This is a genomic window from Mesorhizobium sp. C432A, assembly GCF_030323145.1.
Taxonomy (GTDB): Bacteria; Pseudomonadota; Alphaproteobacteria; order Rhizobiales; family Rhizobiaceae; genus Mesorhizobium.
This window is the reverse complement of sequence record NZ_CP100470.1, coordinates 4,084,368-4,100,172: the sequence shown is the minus strand read 5'-3', so window position 1 is coordinate 4,100,172 and position 15,805 is coordinate 4,084,368. Positions and strand designations below refer to the sequence as shown.

Here is a 15,805-nt window from a genome sequence, read left to right as displayed (position 1 = left end):
TCCGCGCGCGGCGCCGTCATCGAGCGTATCTTACTCGCCTAACCCGGATCGTGCCGCGTCCGCTTTCCGGGACGCACGGATCTATGCTCAATAGCTAATGTCAGGCGCGTACCTGAATTGGTCCGCGAGCCGAGATAGCGCGTTAATCGATACGCGACATTGCGATGTCCAGGAATCGACGGTTTCGCGAACAGCGATGACTACTCGGAGCTGCTACCTCGTTTGCGCCACGAACTGTCCCCTGCCCTCAATGCTTCCAACGTCTCATTTGGGGGCCGATAACGGACTGGCAGCTCCGAGCGTCAAGGCGTGAGAAGCGGACGTTCAGGCGCTCCCTCTATGCCCACTTCGACGGCGCCGGCGCCAGCTCGTTGGGGTTAGACCCTGACGCCGATGCGTGCGCCGACGGAATCTTCAACAGTCAACAACGCCGAGTTAAGCGTCGAGCAAAACCGTCCCTCGCGGGCGGCTGCAACATGCCAGGACATAGCCAGCCGATTTCTCTTCAGCGTTCAGTCCGCCTAAATCGTCCATGGCAACCTCGCCAGATAGTTTGGCTATTCGGCAGGTTCCGCAAACGCCCTGCTGGCAGGCGGGGATGTAGATGCCACAGTTCCGCGCCGCGTCCAGCAGGGTCTCTCCGGGCGCGCAGCGATGCTCCACACCCGAGCGGACAAAACGGACCGAAGACGAAATCGCCGAGCCAATTTCGGCCGCGAACCATTGCTGCCTCCGAAACTCTCCTCGTGATACTGCGCCGGCGGGAATCCTATTGCATCAAGGCAGGCGCGTGCCGTCTTCATGTACCCTTCGGGCCCACAGGCAAAAAGGGTGCGCTTGTGAAGATCGGGAACCAGGCTCAGCAGCATCCGACCATCAATTCGGCCGGTTGAACCCGTCCAAGCGGGACCTCCCTGGCCGCAAACCAAAGTCACTTTAACATTGGGAAAGCGAGCGGCAAGTGCTTCCAGTTCCGCTCGGAAGATGATGTCGCCTGGGGTTTTCGCACTGTGAATGAAGCGGATCTCCCTGTCGTCTGCGCGGGCGCACGCAGCATTGACATGATCGGAGTCACGCCGCTCCCGCCCGAAAGGAAAACAGGTTTCTCCGACGGCAATTTATCCAGATTGAACGAACCGAGCGGCCCTTCATCTCGATCTCGCTGCCCGGCGTCAAATGGTCATGGATCCAGTTGGAAGTGAGCCCGCCCTGCGTTCGCTTCACGGTGATCTGAAGATCAAGCCGTCGCGTCGGCGGTGACGATACCGAGTAGGCGCGCGTTATTGCGGCGCCGTTGATCCTGAGGTGCACGAGAACATACTGGCCCGCGCTGAAGCAGAACATCCGACCAGCGGCAGATGTGAGAACAAATGTTTTCACATCGTGCGTCTCGTCGATCACGCGACGGCAGAGCACTATATCTCGCGTCTTTTGTGCCCATCGCCGCTGACGCATGGTGGGCACCGACATCTGAGGCTTGGATGGAAGCGTATGCATTCATCGTGCGGCTCGGCGTTAGGTCGAGCAACATGACAGTTCTTACCCCGCTGAACAGCAATATTATTCCAGCGCTATGATCGGGAATATCGATTAAACCTCCAGCGACATTACGGCGAGATGGAGAGCACGGATGCCTTTGCGAATGATCGGTTCGTGTTTGCGGCGTGCCAGTATCGCCGTATGGACTGGCTGGTGCAACGTCGGCGCTCCTTCGACCAGGAACGATGGAAGCTCACCGGTAAACCTGCGCGCATCATCGCTGCGCATATAGCAAGTGCCGCCCGTTCGCCGGAGCATGATCTCCGCCAGAGCTTCCGATCCGGTCGAAAGTCGGCAGATCGCCAATTGAGCCAGCATCTCTGCGTGCGTTTTCTCCAGCACGACGGTGTAGCCTGGGCGGATGTAGGTGTCGGGATCGACGTCCGACAGTTTTCTGGCGGCAGTCGAAACCATTACATATTCCTCGACCATCAGGTGCTCGTATGCGATCTCAGGCAAGTAGCGGGGGGCATAAAGCACTGCGATATCCAGGTTTCCCATGCTGAGGTCGCTGACCATCTGGTTCGAATAATCCGACTCGACATGGATTGAGGACTTCGGAAGTGCTTGGCACAGGGTTTCGACCCACCCGGGCAGGACTGAGCGGGTCATGCCCACTTGGGCGGCAACGCGCAAGGTGCCTTCGAAACGGTTGAAGGCCCGAACATCGTGGCGAGCCTGCGACCAAGTGGATACCAGAGATCTTGCGTAGGTTTCGAACCGGCGCCCTGCGGCAGTCGGCTCTGCCCCGGCGCGTCCGCGTTGGAACAGTTCAGATCCGATTGCGCTCTCCAGGTTCTTGATGCGGGTGCTGATTGTCGATTGGGTTAAGCCCAACCGATCTGCGGTGCGATTGAAATTTCTCGATTCGATGATGTCGAGAAAGGTTTCGATGTGATCAAGCTGCATGGAAATCCCGATCGAAAAATTCGATCATATTCCTGGCTACCATAAGCTTGATCAACCAATACTCAAGGGGGAAGCTGCACCAGATGATCGGCCGGCGCACCGCCGGGACGGGCCACGGAGCGGAACAAAGTGTTCATAGTTGATTGCGACTGTCACAATTACTGGTCAAGCGCCACTGTGTTGACGCCATACCTTTCCGGCTTGTGGAAAGACATGTTCACCGAGGGCGAGAAAACAGGTCCCGTTGGCGCATTTCCGCATGGCCATCGCCCCTGGTTTCATCCGCAGGACTTCTCCCGCAAGGACGTCCGTCCGAAGACGGAAGCCGACAACTATCTCATCATGAAAGAGAAGCACCTCGACAAGTACAAAGTCGACGTGGCGATCCTCACCGGCGATGAGCCTATCGAGGCGTCGACCCTCGCCAATCCTTACTATGCCAGCGCTTTGGTCAGCGCCTACAATGATTATCAGATCGATCAATGGTTGCCGAAAGACGATCGTTTCATGGGTTCGATCATCATCGCACCACAGGATCCGAAGCTCGCTGCCGCCGAGATACGCCGTCTGGGCAGTCATCCGCGCATGGTCCAGGTTCTCGCTTCCCAAGGGTCCGTCAAGCCGTATGGAGACCCGTTCTACCATCCGATCTACGAAGCTTGCGCTGAAGTAGGGTTGCCATTCGCCATACATCTGGGCGGGCATGGCGGCGTGAATTCAATTGCCATTGCGCCTGCGCCCACGACATTCTTCTGGGAAACGCATGCCATTTTGCATATGTCGGCGATGTCGCACGTGGCAAGCATGATCGCCCATGGCGTCTTCGAGAAGTGGCCGGACCTCTACTTCGTGATCATCGAGTGCGGTGTCGCCTGGGTTCCGTCGGTCCTGTGGCGCCTGGATGCCGACTACAAAGCGCTGCGCAAAGAGACGCCATGGCTGAAGATGCTGCCCTCGGAATATTGCCGGCGCAACATTCGCTTTTCCACGCAGCCGCTGGAGCAGCCTGCAAATGTCCAACATCTCTGGTCCACGCTCGAAGCGATGGACGGGGAAAACACGCTGATGTTTGCGTCGGACTATCCGCACTGGGATTACGACGATGCCAACACGCTGCAAATCCCTCCTGCGTGGAAAAGCAAGATCATGGGACTGAACGCGCTGGAAGTCTACGCACGCATCCCCCGTGCGCAAGCCGCGAATGCCGCCTGAGGAAGCATACGATGCCCGAGAAAACATATATCTGCCGCGTCGACGAGATCGAAACAGGATCTCCGTTTATCGCCAAGATCCGAAGCCTTTCGGTCGGGATTTTCCGCATCGGAGATTCATTCCACGCGCTGCTGAATGTCTGTCCGCACCGCGGCGCTCCACTTTGCGAAGGACCGCAATGCGGGACAACCGCGCCCGTTGAACAAGCGCAATTCATCTATCATCGCGAAAACGAGATCGTCCGATGCGCCTGGCATGGCTGGGAATTCGACATCAAGTCAGGTGAAGCCTTGGTCGATCCATCCATTCGCGCTCGCACATTTCCAGTCACCGTCGAAGCCGGCAGCATCTATGTGACGGCCTGATTGGCCCAAAAGCCGATTGGGATTGGAAAAATTGGAAGAAAGATGGCCGCAGCCAACTAGCAGATTTGTTCGCGGTGCTTGAAAAAAATAACGCGGAGAACTCCGCAATGGGAGAGTCAAATCTCAGAATCTGAATACAAGCTTGGTATCGCGCAAAGCCTGGTCGGTGGCGGCAAAGTTTCCCGCCGCGACTTCATTCATCTTGGAATAGCCGCAGGCCTGACGGTCGCCGCCGCCGACACGCTCTTCTCGCCAGGGCGCGTGCCGAACCGATGCAGGGCGGCTTCGCCAAGCTCGGCATGGCCCACGGCGCGACGACGGAGTCAATCGATCCGGCCGGCTACCCCGACACGTTCACACAAACCGCGTTTTCGGGCTCGCTATCCAACAGCCTCACTGAGGTCGACGCCAAAGGCAATGTCCAACCGGAACTCGCCGAGAGCTTCGAATCTTCGGACGGGGCCAAGACCTGGGCCTTTAAGCTGCGCAAAGGCGCAACCTTCCACAACGGCAAGACTGTGACGGCGGGTGACGTCGTGACGTCATTGCAAGACTTGGGCAAGGACACAAAATCGGCGGCGAAGTCGCTGTTGGAGTCCGTCGCCAGGATCAAGGCGGACGGCCCGGAAACGGTGGTCTTCACGCGCAAGAGCGGCAACGCCGATTTCCCTTACATCATGAGTGACTACCATCTGGTCATCATGCCAGCCAAGGACGGCAAGGCGGACTGGGCTTCAGGGGTTCGCACCGGCGCTTTCGTCCTTGAGAATTTCCAGCCAGGCGTTTCGGCGAAACTCAAGCGCAATCCAAACTACTTCAAAACCGGCAAGCCCTATCTCAACGAGGTGGAATTCATCTTTATCACAGATCGTGCCGCTCGCATGGCGGCCTTGTCGACGGGCGAGGTGGACCATCTTGCTCGACCGACAGACCGCTCAGACGTGGTACTTGGTGCGTACAACCACCGGTGAAGTCACTTGGCTTGCGCTCGGTGATCCGATGGCAAAATAGAAAAGCCCCCGCCGCCAGGCGTCCGGGCAGTTTTTGCCCGTTCAGATCGATCTGTGAGGTTTGTCACAGACGCATCGACGTATTGGCGTAGGCTACGTGCAGTTTCCTGCACGGGTAAGGGAGTGGTCCCGATGCTTGTAACCTTCCTATGCTTGTGAATTTTCCTCTTGTCGCCGTTGCTCCCTTGCCGATCGGGGCCGTCATCGAGCCGAGCAGAAGGGGCTGTTGAAGGCAACGGACGAGTTGAGCGAGTCACCAGACCGACGTGCTCAGCTACATCGGGATTTCCCGTGACTACATCACGGCGTTTGCGTTCCGCAGCCCGGCGTCGAGACGTAGGGGCTGAGCAATAAAAAGCCCGCCACTGTGAGGCAGCGAGTTCTCTTCCGGAAATGATGAGCTGCCTTTTACGGCGGGCCTTCATGGGGCGGGGTTGCGGATGTCTCTGGCCGGACATTCGACGTCATTGAAGCGAGGCACTCCTCCAGACGTTCCAGCCGCGCCTTGTGGCATCGCAGTGTGTGCGCGACGTCATGCAGCCTGGATTTACCCTGAGAGTTGGCGGCAGCGATCAAGTCTATTTGGAGCCGACTGATCTCGCTCCGCAGATCGCGAGCGTCAGCTTCCATCAGACCCTTGATCCATCCAGCCCCGCGCATTCCAGCACACCATCCACCGAGCCCTGCATCGCACGATAGCAGCGAGTTTGCTAACAACCATGCCATGGACCTTCTCGAATTTTATGCATTGCTAATATATAAGAAGCCCGCCACCGTCAGGCATCCGGGCAGTTTTTGCCCGTTCGGATCGATCTGTGAGGTTTGTCACAGACGCATCTACGTATTGGCGTAGGCTACGTGCAGTTTCCTGCAGCGGTAAAGGGAGTGGTCCGATGCTTGTGAACCTTCCTATGCTTGTGAATCTTCCTCTTGTCGCAGTTGGTCCCCTTGCCGATTGGGTCCGTCATCGAGCCGAGCAGAAGGCGCTGTTGAAGGCAACGGACGAGTTGAGCCAGTCACCAGACGACATGCTCAGCGACATCGGGATTTCCCGCGACGACATCACGATGTTTGCGTTCCGCAGCCCGGCGTCGAGACGTTGGGGCTGAGCAACAAAAAAGCCCACCACCGTGAGTCAGCGAGCCAAATTATTCGAGAATTAAACTGGATCGTTCCAGGTTCTGTAGCGCGGGAAGCGCCGCCGGTCGCCGAACACCCGGCCGAGGATGCGAATGCAAGAAGATGGCCCTCGTCCGCACACCATGGAATCGAGAGGAACGTCTCCTCCAGACTTCCCTTGGCGGCAAAGCGGCCCCCATAGCCTCGCCCGTGATTGTTGCGCCACCTCACGGTTTGCGGATGACCGCCTCCAAACACAGCGACCACAACGCACCCGTCCTCCAGTTCCGCGTCTGGATCAATGATAAGGCTTTCAGCCCGAAGCTCGGGGTAGGTGTCTGTCACCGCAAACACGTTGTAGGCCCACTTGCTGGCGGCACTGCGAGGCAAAACTGCTGCCTAAGGCCACAGCATTGAGACCACTTTTGTAGGCAAAGCTTCGCCATCCGCCGAAGCGGCGATATTCTTCAACATTGAGATTGCCCCGTTTGGCTCGCGGCTTGATTGCGGCTGGGGCAGCGTGGGGTATTTGTTTATAGACCGCGACATCGCCGAATGGTTCGCGGTTCGCTCTGCCGAACAGAACAAAGGCGAGGCAGTTGTTGTGACGGCAAAGGTCCGGAAGGCCGGCGTTCGGCTTGCAAAGGCCAGTGAGAAAGAGGTTGTGACCGTGCCGAGACGGTCGCGGGGTATCAGATGCCGTCGACGTTCTCTTGAGCCGCGACCGAAATTCGACTAGTCGAGTCAGCCGCTTCCGAGATCGCCAGTATATCAAGCAAACGACCGGCCCGGCGTACCCTACTTGCAGAACGATCAGCGCAAGGACCGCACAGCCGAGCGCCGTCCAAATTGAACCGGCTTCGATGTAGGTCCAGATCGCCCTGTGGAAAATACATTCCTCACGCATTTCATCAATTAGCGATTGCGCAATTAGCTGATTCTAAAATATCGCTGTAGCATGATGTCGCATCAGCTAGCGCTATCCATCCATAGAAGACGCTTTCAAGCTCGCCGTTGATCTGGTCGGCAGGAATGCCGGCCTTCTCGGCAGCTGTCATCAACTGGTCTTTCAAGTCGCCAACCGAGATGCGGTCTCCCTGCGCCACAATGGGCAGTTGTTTGGCTACCCACTTGTCGAGAAACTTCAGGCCACGGACGCTCATTTATTAGCAACCTCTCATCCTTGACACCGCACCCGCCCCGGGCCGGGTGACACCCGATCGCATGAGCGTGACGATTCCCTCCTATGGCTTCCCGCATTCGGTTGTCGATTCGACTTCGAAGGCCGTGATCGGCTTCAGTCGGCCCGGTCACGCGCATCGACGGCGACAAGGTAACCGTCAGCCTCCGGCCACTGGTGACTGTCGACGCCGAGCACGTGCGGGTTCGCCACGGCGAAAAAAGCCGATTGTTGACAAAGCCTAACGGCGCTGCTTGAGGAGATCAAAGGCCTCGTCGCAGGGGCAGCCGCCGGAAAGAATGGGATTCGGGCCGCTTTGGATAGTCATGCGGTTCCCGAGCCAGCACCGCGACAAGTACCGAGCAGTCGAGTTCCTCGTTGAACGAAAAGTGCGGGTCGGCCTCTGGCAAGATCTGAGCCAAGCGTAGCGATTTCAACCTGGCTGTCTTGGCGGCACGTTCTGTGCATTCAACCTCATTGATCGCTTTCGCGGACCGCACTGCACCTCGGCGTTCTCCCAGCCAACACATTTCCTGGTAGCCTCATTCTCACCTCCCCCCAGCGCAAATTTCTACATTCGGATGAACCATGTCGCCCTTCATTCTGATGAAGCCCAAGCTCAAGCAGCGGACCAGATGGCCGCGATTGTGGGCTCGCACCGACCGGCGAGGTGATGCGAGCCCGGCCGAGTCTCGCGGGACCCTGGACAGGGACAGCGCCGAGTGGCTGGTGTCGGCGCTCCTCGAGTTCCTCATGGAAGGCACAATATGTCGCCGCTGCCGGCTGATATGAACCAGATCTCGGAATTGGCGCTTGAGGGCACATCATGACTGCGCACCAGGCGCCTTGCCGGAACGTCACCGACAGTGACGGTATCCAGCGTCCGCAACTCCCCGAAAAATTTCCATGAGACTTCGAGCCAGATATCCCGACCGGCAGCAACAGCACCAAGGTTTTTCGAGGGCGCCTTAGCCGTGGGGCCAGGGACGAGCCCGCCACTATTAAAGGACGAGACAGCCGAGACCATGATCGGTGACGCGCGCCGTACATTCTGAAAGCCAATGATCGCCGCCGTGATCGCCAACGCCGCCAGGACAAGGGCAATCGCTATCCAAACAACTGACCGGCGTCGATTTCGCATCGTTGCCCCAACCCAGGGGAAATATCAACGTATTAGCAACTGCTTGTATTTCTCGTGAACCAGGATCATTCTTGCCGAACGGAGGCCACCAGTAACGGTGGAAAAGGGGAACGTCATGGAATCCGTTTGCTACGCCCAAAGCTCGATCTGTTTGCTGTCGCTCTTAGTCAACACCACGATGGCGCTTATTGTTTTGACGCCATTCGCAGCGACGCGCCTGCTGGTGTTGAGGATGCGCGCGGGCTCGGGCCGAAACCTTCAACTCGCCTAAGGCGCCGTGGGCAAACCACGTTACCGAGGCGCAGATCATGCGAATATTTCTGTTGATCCTTGCCGCTGTCGCAGTGTTCTACATCTGGGACAACGTGGCAAACAAAGGGCTGTACACTGCCCAGATTAAACGCAGCTGGGTCTAGTCGCAGGCTTCAAACTCATAAACTAGCGCATCGCGGTTGGTTGCACATCATGGGCAGAAGGTTGCCGCAACCATCAGACTGCACCGATGTGGGCCATGAAATCGGCAATGACGGTGGCCCTCTCGGGTGCGCTCGGTGCCGTCGAGAACGTTGCAACCTCAAAAATCTTGCGGTCGAGATAGCCGCCAACCGATTTGCGGAGGCACATCTTGCGCGTCGTCAAATCGTTGATGGTATTACCCGACGCCACGGACGCCTCGATGCCGCCATTGACTGAGAATAGAGGCTCCCGCCTTCGTGGCGCCATGTCGTCACCACAGGCACGCCGGTCGAAATGGCAGTACTGGGAACCTGCCAAGGGTACGACACGAAATTCGATCCTTGGACAATCGGCCCCCGGATAGAAGTGCCATTTGCAATAACCAGCGTCGTCACTCCACAGGAAATCATTGTTAGCGGCGTTGCCTGCGCCAGTGTTGTTGGTGTCGATGGCATCGATGTAGCCCGAGCAGATCACAAAGCCGGACGACAGCCCCACGAAATTGGAGATGCTCGCGCCTATCAGTTGGCTGGTGATGCCGTTGAAATCGGCGCATGTCCGGCTGTTTGGACCTGCAGTTGTAACGGCCGGCTGCGCACTGGTGACCCCAATCTTCTCGAAGTACCGGCCGCCGCCGGTCTGGTCCTTGAAGGAATCGGTGCCGGGCGTCGGAATCTTCGCCCTGGAAGGGTTGTCGATGTTGGCTTCGATCTTCAGTGCTTCGAGCCTGCCGCTCAGACTCCGCCGAGCGTCGGCTCTTTGCGGTAGGCATTTTCCGCCGCGACGAATTCCGAGGTCGGTCTCGGGAGCTTCAGTGCTGATCTGAAGTAAGCGGCGCTGGCCGTTTTCGAAGAGCAAGATGTCTTGGCAGCGATGTTCATTGCCATTATGTCCATCGCAAACGCGATGCGTCCCGTCGCGTATGTCACGTTTGCCGAAAATATTCCCGCATAGCCGCTACCTCGGCTTTCCATCTGCCGCCGACGCGCCGGCCGAAACCTTTCCGATCTTCTGGCCGAGAGCCTCGGCGGCAACCGCCGTCTCGACCCAATCTCCAGAACTCCGATCCTCGAACTCCGTTTCGATCTCAGCGACGAGCGCCGCTATTTGCGCGAGTTGGCGTCTGATCGCTGCGAGTTTGCGCACGGTGCTCATGGGCACGTCTCGACCGATGCCGGAACCAAAGTCGTTGAGCAAAGTTTCCTTACCGAAGGGCGTTTTAGGTTTTTGGAGAACTCGAAATGAAGACCATCATCCTTGGCGCATTGGCGCTTTGCTTGGCTGCGCCTGCGGTCGCGTCCGCAGAAGAAGGCATCGTCGTCCAGACCCAGCGACATCACCACCGCCATTATTGGGACGACAACAATAACGACCGTGTGGTCATCTATCGGAACGGACACCGTCTCCATCGCCGCCATCATGGCGAGCAGGCGTTTTACGACAATGGCGAGCGCGCCTGGCGCCGGCATCATCACCGGTCCAGCGACTTTGTGGTCACCGGATCGATCAACCGTCCGATGCATCACCGCCGTCACGTCGTCATTCAGCAGGACGACAACAGCGATTATGACACCGACTATTGATCGCAGTCTAACCGCCCGGCCTTCGACGAGAGCCGGGCACCGGAGGGAGGGGTTTCGCCATGACGATGCTGTTTCAATCCTTGGACTTGGACGGTCACAAGCGCAGCGAGCTTTACCATGCGGCGCGGTTGTCGATGCTCCAATGTCGTGTGTTGACGCGCTTCGATCGGGTCGAAGAGGCTGCCGATAAGGTGCAAGCAGCGGCTGAGTTGTTCGCTGAGGCGGCTCGACCTGTCGGAAGCACTCAAACGCTCGGTATGTGAGCGCCAAGTCGGCGGCGGAACCGGCAGGCGGCAACGCGCGTTGCCTTTGCATGGTCGACTATCTCAAATCGGTACTGAAGGAACTGTGTCCTGCCTGGCTCATGCGGAAGGCGGGCGTCGTAGACGTTCGCCCTGTTGAGCAGCAGCCAGCCATAAGCGCTCTAATAGGTGCGGCGCCGCCGACGCGATATCGTGGGCCGGTGCGGTCCGAGCCTCCCGACCACAGGCTTAACGAGTCCATAAGCAAGCGCAATTCGGGCTGACCCGCGACGCAGAAAGTTCGAAAAGCTTCCAGGAACCCCAGCAAACTGGACGCCGCAGACAACAATCAGGTTCACGGACATCCTGGTGAGCATTCGCATTGGAGCGGATAGTATCGTCGGCAAAAGAGGGTCCGAAAAGGCCTTTCGGCAGCTCCCTCGTAGGAACGAAAAAAGAAGAGAAGCGGAACTTGCGTGTGCAGTATTTGCACACGAACCCTCATAAACATTTGATTTGATTTTTCAGCATCTGTTTAACATCAGAACCTTAGAACCTGCCGCACACGCTGCGTCAGCGAGACCTTCCTGCAACGCGAGGATGCGCGGCGCCGGGGCACCGACACCAAGTCGATCGCAGTGAGACGCCGACAAAGCCCTGTTAGCGCGCCTGAAGCCTTCGGCGAACTCATCGACCTCCATATCGACGACATGTGCGATGTAGGCAAGTCCCCTCGCCGCTCCAAGGCCGCAGCCCTCGCTATGCTCCGAACATCTGGGGAAGTGCAGCATCGCCACCCTCGATCGCGAACGGCTCGTTCGCTTCGGTCGTGATCGAGCCGCCCAGGGTGCCGGACGATGAGTCTCGGTATCGACATCACCTAGGGAAAGTCGTTGAGCGTCGTTCCTGGATGATCTGCCTGGTCGTGATCGCGACAGCCGCTGGCGAGAGCCGCCAAACTCGCATGAGATTGTCTGAAGCGGAGGACCATCCATGGAAGGACCCATTTCGACCTATTTTGCATCGATTGAACCCGTGGCCCCCGACGTTTTCTGGACCGCTTGCTGCATCCGGCGCGGCATTTCAAACATCCCCACGACGTTTTGGCCGACGTTGCCCTGGCTGTTCAGGAGTAGCGCGCCATTCTTTCGTCATGGGCGTCGGATGCCTGCGCCGTAGAATCCGTGCCAGCGCTTCGCATGCTGCCGGGAGCGGGTGAACCGGTCAGCTTCGACACGATCATGGATGCGTTGCAACAGTTGGATCAATCGGATGAGCGTGCCGGTCCTGACTGCAGTGACAGCGCGGCAGTGGCCGCGTTCGTACCATTCGTCGATCGGATTTAAGGGCGACGTAGTTGTTCTTGCACCATGGACCCGTCGGCGAGTGACCCCGCCGGCGGGAGGGGTGTGGCATCGGTGCGTTCGCCCAGGTTGCCGATGAAAATTTTCCTATTCTTCCTCTTGAAGGTGCACGTCGCGATTCTAAATGATGGTCGCCGGCCGCCCAATGGGGCCGGCAACACCAGGAGGCGGCAAGGCTCTTGGCGCCTTCTGTTGTCCATGTTGCTCAAGGAGGATGTGGCTATGAAGACAAACCTCGATTTTACCCCTCTATACCGGTCCAGCATCGGCTTCGACCGCATGGTCGACATGCTTGAAAGTGCGAGCCGTGTGGCCTCGTTCGACAACTGGCCGCCCTGCGATATCGCCAAGTTGATGATGATCAGTATCGCATCACGATGGCGGTCGCCGGTTTCTCGCAGGACCAGCTGACCGTCACCCACCAGCCCAACATGCTGGTTGTGAGCGGGTCGCAATCCGGCGATGAGAACGGCCGGTATCTGTACCGCGGCATCAACGGGCGCGCTTTCGAGCGTCGGTTCGAACTGGCCGATCATGTCAAAGTCGAGGGCGCCAGCCTTGAGAACGGGCTGCTGAGCATCGATCTCAAGCGCGAGGTTCCCCAGGAGATGAAACCGCGCAAGATCGAAATCTCCAGCGGGGCTCCCATGCCGAAGATCGAGGCGCCCAAGGTCGAGACCGACAAGCTGGCCGCCTGAGCAATCCACCATGAAGGCTTTCGCTTGAGCCGGGCGTCCCGCCCGACTCAGAGACCTACAAAAGGAGAAAGACAATGAGCGTACGTGACTTGATCCCATGGGGCCGGGGCAACGGAAACTCGGCGCCCAGTCTCTTCCCCGACGGAGATCGAGACCCCTTCGTCTCCCTCCACCGGGAGGTAAACCGGCTGTTCGATGACGCCTTCCGCAGCTTTGGCGCCAGACTGCCGGCCTTCGGTCCCTCTTTCGCCGCCAGTTGGCCGAGTGTCGAAATCTCCGACACGGACAAGGAAGTCCGCGTCACGGCGGAAATACCTGGCCTGGACGAGAGCGACATAGAAGTCCTGCTGGAAAATGGGGCGATCAAGCTTAAAGGCGAGAAGCGTTCCGAGACCGAGGACAAGGACCGGCAGTTCTCCGAGCGCTTCTACGGTCGCTTCGAGCGCCTCATTCCGCTCGGCTACGAGGTTGAAGAAGACAAGGTCAACGCCGCCTTCAAGAACGGGGTGCTGACCGTGACGTTGCCCAAGACCGAGCGGGCGCAGGCGAAGGCCAAGCGGATCGCAATCAACGGGAAGAACTGACGGATGCAGTATGGGTGGCGGCCCTTACGGCCGCTGCCCGTGCGACCCTTCATAACGGGAGGGACAGGCAATGGAGACAGTTCAAAGCAGCGACAACAGAAACCTAACCAAGACGTCCGTCCGGCCGGACAATGACAATCGGCCTCGTCTAGACGGGCCGGCTTTGTCAATGGGACGGTCAGTGTTTCCGGACGGCGCAACGGCGCGGATCTACCAGCCATGCCGCCCGGCCATGACCTCGGCAAAGCCCCGCAAGGCCTGGCGATTGGTCTTCGAACGCCGCACAGCCCCGTTCATCGAGCCGCTGATGGGCTATACCGGTGGCCGGGACACCCTGACCCAGGTTGAACTGAACTTTCCGACGCTGGAAGCGGCGATCCGTTATGCCGAGCGTCAAGGCCTCAACTATGTCGTGCAGGCTGCACCTCCTGCTTCCCAGGCCAAGGTCACGCGCCAGCATGCATCGGAGGAGAAACAGGCCTTTTCCGACCTGGTTTGGCAGCGGCTGCAGTTGGCTTGGCTCCAGGCAAGCCACGGCTATGGCGCCGGTGCACAGGCAGCGCACATACAGACGGCGCTTTCGGAGCCCGAGACATTCTACGCCTCTCCGATGGAGGTTGTGGATGACCCAGTGCTAGCACCCGACGAGAAACGCGCCGTGCTCAAGAACTGGGCCTGGAACGAGTATCTGATCGACATGGCCACCGCCGAAGGCATGCCGGAAAATGCACGCCCGTCGCGATTGGACGAGGTCCAACTCGCTTTGCTGGCCTTGGAAGCCCGAAACCGGGGCTTCCAGACCAGTACCAGCCCGGTGCACTCCCGGATAGCCGCATGATGAGGCAAGAATGAACCCACTGATCGTCTTCGACGCCCAACGGACCGTTCCGAACCCCTTCCCGCTTGCGGTCGCGGCAGCGGGCGGGTGCGCGCCTACAACATTCCCAATGGGTGGGCGCCCGATTGCGCCTCGGCAGAACTCGGCCCAGTTGTTAGGATCGCGCCGATATGGACGTTCCAATGAATTGGCGACAGAGGTTCCTATGTATCAATCCTTCAACGGCTCCGCCCATCCCCTGGCACCGAAAGAGATCGCGATCGCTGCCGTCCCCGAAGACGAGCGTGTCTGGGTCCCACAGGCGGAGGGCGTGTGGTTCCGACCACTTATGCTCAACACAATGCAAGGGCAGTGGTGCAATCTGCTCCGCGTACGCCGGGCCGGGATATTAAGCCGTCATCTGCATCCGGCCCCCGTGCATGGCTATGTGATCAAGGGGCGTTGGCACTATCTTGAACACGACTGGATGGCAGAGACCGGATCTTACGTTTTCGAGCCGCCCGGTGAAATCCACACGCTCACGGTTCCAAGCGACGTGCCCGAGATGATCACCTTCTTCAACATCTCCGGCTGCATGGTTTACCTGGACAAGGATAACAAGCAGATTGGTTTCGAGGACGTTTTCACCAAGATCGACATGTGCAGAAATCACTATGCGAGCGTGGGTCTCGGTGACGATTTCGTCGATCAATTCGTACGGTAGACATCCGCCCGTTTGTCTTCCGCTGCGATGAGTTCGCGCTCCGCCACAGAGGCGAAACGAGGAGATTTTGGTGACCGATTCCATATGGGCCATGCCCTTCTTCGCGGGCAAGATCGTCGTCATTACCGGAGGCACGACAGGCATCGGAAACGGCATCGCCATGGCGTTCGCCGGGGCCGGGGCAATCGTCCACGCGACGGGGGCCACGGCCGCCGAGGTGGCGGCCGCTCGTGCATACGGCACCGCCGTCTCGTATTCAGTACTCGACGTCCGGGACATGACTGCGGTCGAAGGATATTCCAGTCAGTTCACATCCGTTGCAGCGCTCGTAAATTGCGCAGGGGTAAACCTGCGCGCCGCCGAATTCACTGTCCAGGGTTTCGAAACGGTGGTCGATATCAATCTCACCGGCTCCATGCGGAGTGCGAGCGCGTTCCGAGGGGCACTCTCGAACGGGGGCGCCATCGTCAACATCGCCTCGATGTTCGCGTTTTTCGGCGCAGCTCATGCGCCGGCTTACGCCGCATCCAAGGGCGCCATCGTGCAACTTACCAAGTCGCTCGCCATCGCCTATGCCGGGGATGGCATTCGCGTAAACGCATTGGCGCCTGGCTGGATCGAGACCGCCATGACCGCCGCGCCACGGGCCGATCCAGCTCGCAACGCGGAATTGATGAAACGCACTCCGATGGGTCGCTGGGGTACGCCGGGCGACCTGACCGGCCCCGCCTTGTTCTTGTGTTCGCCGCTCGCGGGCTTCATCACTGGGGCAATTCTGCCGGTTGACGGTGGCTATCTCATTGCGTGAGGCGTTGGCTATGCTGCGCGACCGATCTCCAACCCTGTGTCGTCGAGATCAAGA

Annotated in this window: 18 protein-coding genes and 1 pseudogene; 11 read left to right on the top strand and 8 right to left on the bottom strand. The window is 58.8% G+C overall.

All coding sequences use genetic code 11. The features are described 5' to 3' along the window. Positions 1 to 435 precede the first annotated feature (435 nt). The 4 genes from NLY33_RS29530 to NLY33_RS19835 all read right to left on the bottom strand — a co-directional run bounded on the left by NLY33_RS29530 (position 436) and on the right by NLY33_RS19835 (position 2,448). On the bottom strand, positions 436 to 663 hold the full coding sequence (locus NLY33_RS29530) for a 2Fe-2S iron-sulfur cluster-binding protein (RefSeq protein ID WP_196815267.1): 228 nt from the start codon (positions 661 to 663) through the stop codon (positions 436 to 438). Beyond that, on the bottom strand, positions 558 to 1,118 hold the full coding sequence (locus NLY33_RS29525; RefSeq protein ID WP_156932627.1) for a ferredoxin reductase domain-containing protein: 561 nt from the start codon (positions 1,116 to 1,118) through the stop codon (positions 558 to 560). The genes NLY33_RS29530 and NLY33_RS29525 overlap by 106 nt, the downstream gene beginning before the upstream one ends. After that, positions 1,072 to 1,470, bottom strand: a complete 399-nt coding sequence (locus NLY33_RS19840) for an FAD-binding oxidoreductase (protein ID WP_196815268.1) — start codon at positions 1,468 to 1,470, stop codon at positions 1,072 to 1,074. The genes NLY33_RS29525 and NLY33_RS19840 overlap by 47 nt, the downstream gene beginning before the upstream one ends. A gap of 120 nt (positions 1,471 to 1,590) precedes the next feature. After that, entirely contained in the window at positions 1,591 to 2,448 is an 858-nt protein-coding gene (locus NLY33_RS19835; RefSeq protein ID WP_023707514.1) for a LysR family transcriptional regulator, read from the bottom strand. A gap of 129 nt (positions 2,449 to 2,577) precedes the next feature. On the opposite strand from NLY33_RS19835, the gene NLY33_RS19830 reads away from it, so the two are divergent. The 4 genes from NLY33_RS19830 (at position 2,578) to NLY33_RS19815 (ending at position 6,144) form a co-directional block, all read left to right on the top strand. Continuing rightward, positions 2,578 to 3,660 carry an amidohydrolase family protein gene (locus NLY33_RS19830; RefSeq protein WP_031196825.1) on the top strand — a complete coding sequence of 361 codons (1,083 nt, stop codon included), beginning with the start codon at positions 2,578 to 2,580 and terminating at the stop codon, positions 3,658 to 3,660. Positions 3,661 to 3,671: 11 nt separating this feature from the next. Further along, on the top strand, positions 3,672 to 4,025 hold the full coding sequence (locus NLY33_RS19825; RefSeq protein ID WP_023673824.1) for a Rieske (2Fe-2S) protein: 354 nt from the start codon (positions 3,672 to 3,674) through the stop codon (positions 4,023 to 4,025). 272 nt (positions 4,026 to 4,297) lie between these two features. Further along, a complete protein-coding gene (locus NLY33_RS19820) occupies positions 4,298 to 4,996 on the top strand; it encodes an ABC transporter substrate-binding protein (protein WP_023709424.1) in 699 nt (232 codons plus the stop codon). A gap of 932 nt (positions 4,997 to 5,928) precedes the next feature. Further along, the gene (locus NLY33_RS19815) at positions 5,929 to 6,144 is read left to right on the top strand and encodes a DUF1127 domain-containing protein (RefSeq protein ID WP_023707511.1); all 216 of its coding nucleotides are present in this window, start codon (positions 5,929 to 5,931) and stop codon (positions 6,142 to 6,144) included. A gap of 323 nt (positions 6,145 to 6,467) precedes the next feature. Here NLY33_RS19815 and NLY33_RS29685 read toward each other — a convergent pair whose 3' ends face one another. The 4 genes from NLY33_RS29685 to NLY33_RS19800 form a co-directional block, all read right to left on the bottom strand. Further along, a complete protein-coding gene (locus NLY33_RS29685; RefSeq protein ID WP_156932626.1) occupies positions 6,468 to 7,061 on the bottom strand; it encodes an exopolysaccharide production repressor protein in 594 nt (197 codons plus the stop codon). 4 nt (positions 7,062 to 7,065) lie between these two features. After that, positions 7,066 to 7,317, bottom strand: a complete 252-nt coding sequence (locus NLY33_RS19810) for a DUF768 domain-containing protein (RefSeq protein WP_023707510.1) — start codon at positions 7,315 to 7,317, stop codon at positions 7,066 to 7,068. Between the two features lie 1,647 nt (positions 7,318 to 8,964). Beyond that, positions 8,965 to 9,789, bottom strand: coding sequence for a hypothetical protein (locus tag NLY33_RS19805; protein WP_023707507.1), 825 nt, complete (start codon positions 9,787 to 9,789; stop codon positions 8,965 to 8,967). A 99-nt stretch (positions 9,790 to 9,888) separates the two neighbouring features. Continuing rightward, positions 9,889 to 10,086 (bottom strand): hypothetical protein, encoded by a 198-nt coding sequence (locus tag NLY33_RS19800; RefSeq protein WP_023707506.1) that lies wholly within the window; start codon positions 10,084 to 10,086, stop codon positions 9,889 to 9,891. Positions 10,087 to 10,172: 86 nt separating this feature from the next. Here NLY33_RS19800 and NLY33_RS19795 point away from each other — a divergent pair, with 86 nt between their 5' ends. The 7 genes and pseudogenes from NLY33_RS19795 (at position 10,173) to NLY33_RS19760 (ending at position 15,751) form a co-directional block, all read left to right on the top strand. Continuing rightward, entirely contained in the window at positions 10,173 to 10,514 is a 342-nt protein-coding gene (locus NLY33_RS19795) for a hypothetical protein (protein ID WP_023706891.1), read from the top strand. A gap of 59 nt (positions 10,515 to 10,573) precedes the next feature. After that, on the top strand, positions 10,574 to 10,777 hold the full coding sequence (locus NLY33_RS19790) for a hypothetical protein (protein WP_023706890.1): 204 nt from the start codon (positions 10,574 to 10,576) through the stop codon (positions 10,775 to 10,777). 1,565 nt (positions 10,778 to 12,342) lie between these two features. Then, positions 12,343 to 12,818 (top strand): annotated as a pseudogene (locus NLY33_RS19780) (Hsp20 family protein). A 74-nt stretch (positions 12,819 to 12,892) separates the two neighbouring features. After that, entirely contained in the window at positions 12,893 to 13,402 is a 510-nt protein-coding gene (locus NLY33_RS19775; RefSeq protein ID WP_023706886.1) for an Hsp20/alpha crystallin family protein, read from the top strand. Between the two features lie 181 nt (positions 13,403 to 13,583). After that, positions 13,584 to 14,240, top strand: coding sequence for an NADH dehydrogenase ubiquinone Fe-S protein 4 (locus NLY33_RS19770; RefSeq protein WP_023750881.1), 657 nt, complete (start codon positions 13,584 to 13,586; stop codon positions 14,238 to 14,240). Between the two features lie 205 nt (positions 14,241 to 14,445). Beyond that, positions 14,446 to 14,943 (top strand): 2,4'-dihydroxyacetophenone dioxygenase family protein, encoded by a 498-nt coding sequence (locus NLY33_RS19765; protein WP_023706884.1) that lies wholly within the window; start codon positions 14,446 to 14,448, stop codon positions 14,941 to 14,943. Positions 14,944 to 15,013: 70 nt separating this feature from the next. After that, positions 15,014 to 15,751 (top strand): SDR family oxidoreductase, encoded by a 738-nt coding sequence (locus tag NLY33_RS19760; protein WP_023706883.1) that lies wholly within the window; start codon positions 15,014 to 15,016, stop codon positions 15,749 to 15,751. Positions 15,752 to 15,805 lie beyond the last annotated feature (54 nt).

Bases quoted from the DNA above. Each gene is read 5' to 3' on its own strand.
- NLY33_RS19840 (WP_196815268.1), bottom strand. From the start codon at position 1,470: ATGTCGGTGCCCACCATGCGTCAGCGGCGATGGGCACAAAAGACGCGA.
- NLY33_RS29685 (WP_156932626.1), bottom strand. From the start codon at position 7,061: ATGCGTGAGGAATGTATTTTCCACAGGGCGATCTGGACCTACATCGAA.
- NLY33_RS19815 (WP_023707511.1), top strand. From the start codon at position 5,929: ATGCTTGTGAACCTTCCTATGCTTGTGAATCTTCCTCTTGTCGCAGTT.
- NLY33_RS19820 (WP_023709424.1), top strand. From the start codon at position 4,298: ATGCAGGGCGGCTTCGCCAAGCTCGGCATGGCCCACGGCGCGACGACG.
- NLY33_RS19800 (WP_023707506.1), bottom strand. From the start codon at position 10,086: ATGAGCACCGTGCGCAAACTCGCAGCGATCAGACGCCAACTCGCGCAA.
- NLY33_RS19835 (WP_023707514.1), bottom strand. From the start codon at position 2,448: ATGCAGCTTGATCACATCGAAACCTTTCTCGACATCATCGAATCGAGA.
- NLY33_RS19795 (WP_023706891.1), top strand. From the start codon at position 10,173: ATGAAGACCATCATCCTTGGCGCATTGGCGCTTTGCTTGGCTGCGCCT.
- NLY33_RS19810 (WP_023707510.1), bottom strand. From the start codon at position 7,317: ATGAGCGTCCGTGGCCTGAAGTTTCTCGACAAGTGGGTAGCCAAACAA.
- NLY33_RS19790 (WP_023706890.1), top strand. From the start codon at position 10,574: ATGACGATGCTGTTTCAATCCTTGGACTTGGACGGTCACAAGCGCAGC.
- NLY33_RS19765 (WP_023706884.1), top strand. From the start codon at position 14,446: ATGTATCAATCCTTCAACGGCTCCGCCCATCCCCTGGCACCGAAAGAG.
- NLY33_RS19825 (WP_023673824.1), top strand. From the start codon at position 3,672: ATGCCCGAGAAAACATATATCTGCCGCGTCGACGAGATCGAAACAGGA.
- NLY33_RS19775 (WP_023706886.1), top strand. From the start codon at position 12,893: ATGAGCGTACGTGACTTGATCCCATGGGGCCGGGGCAACGGAAACTCG.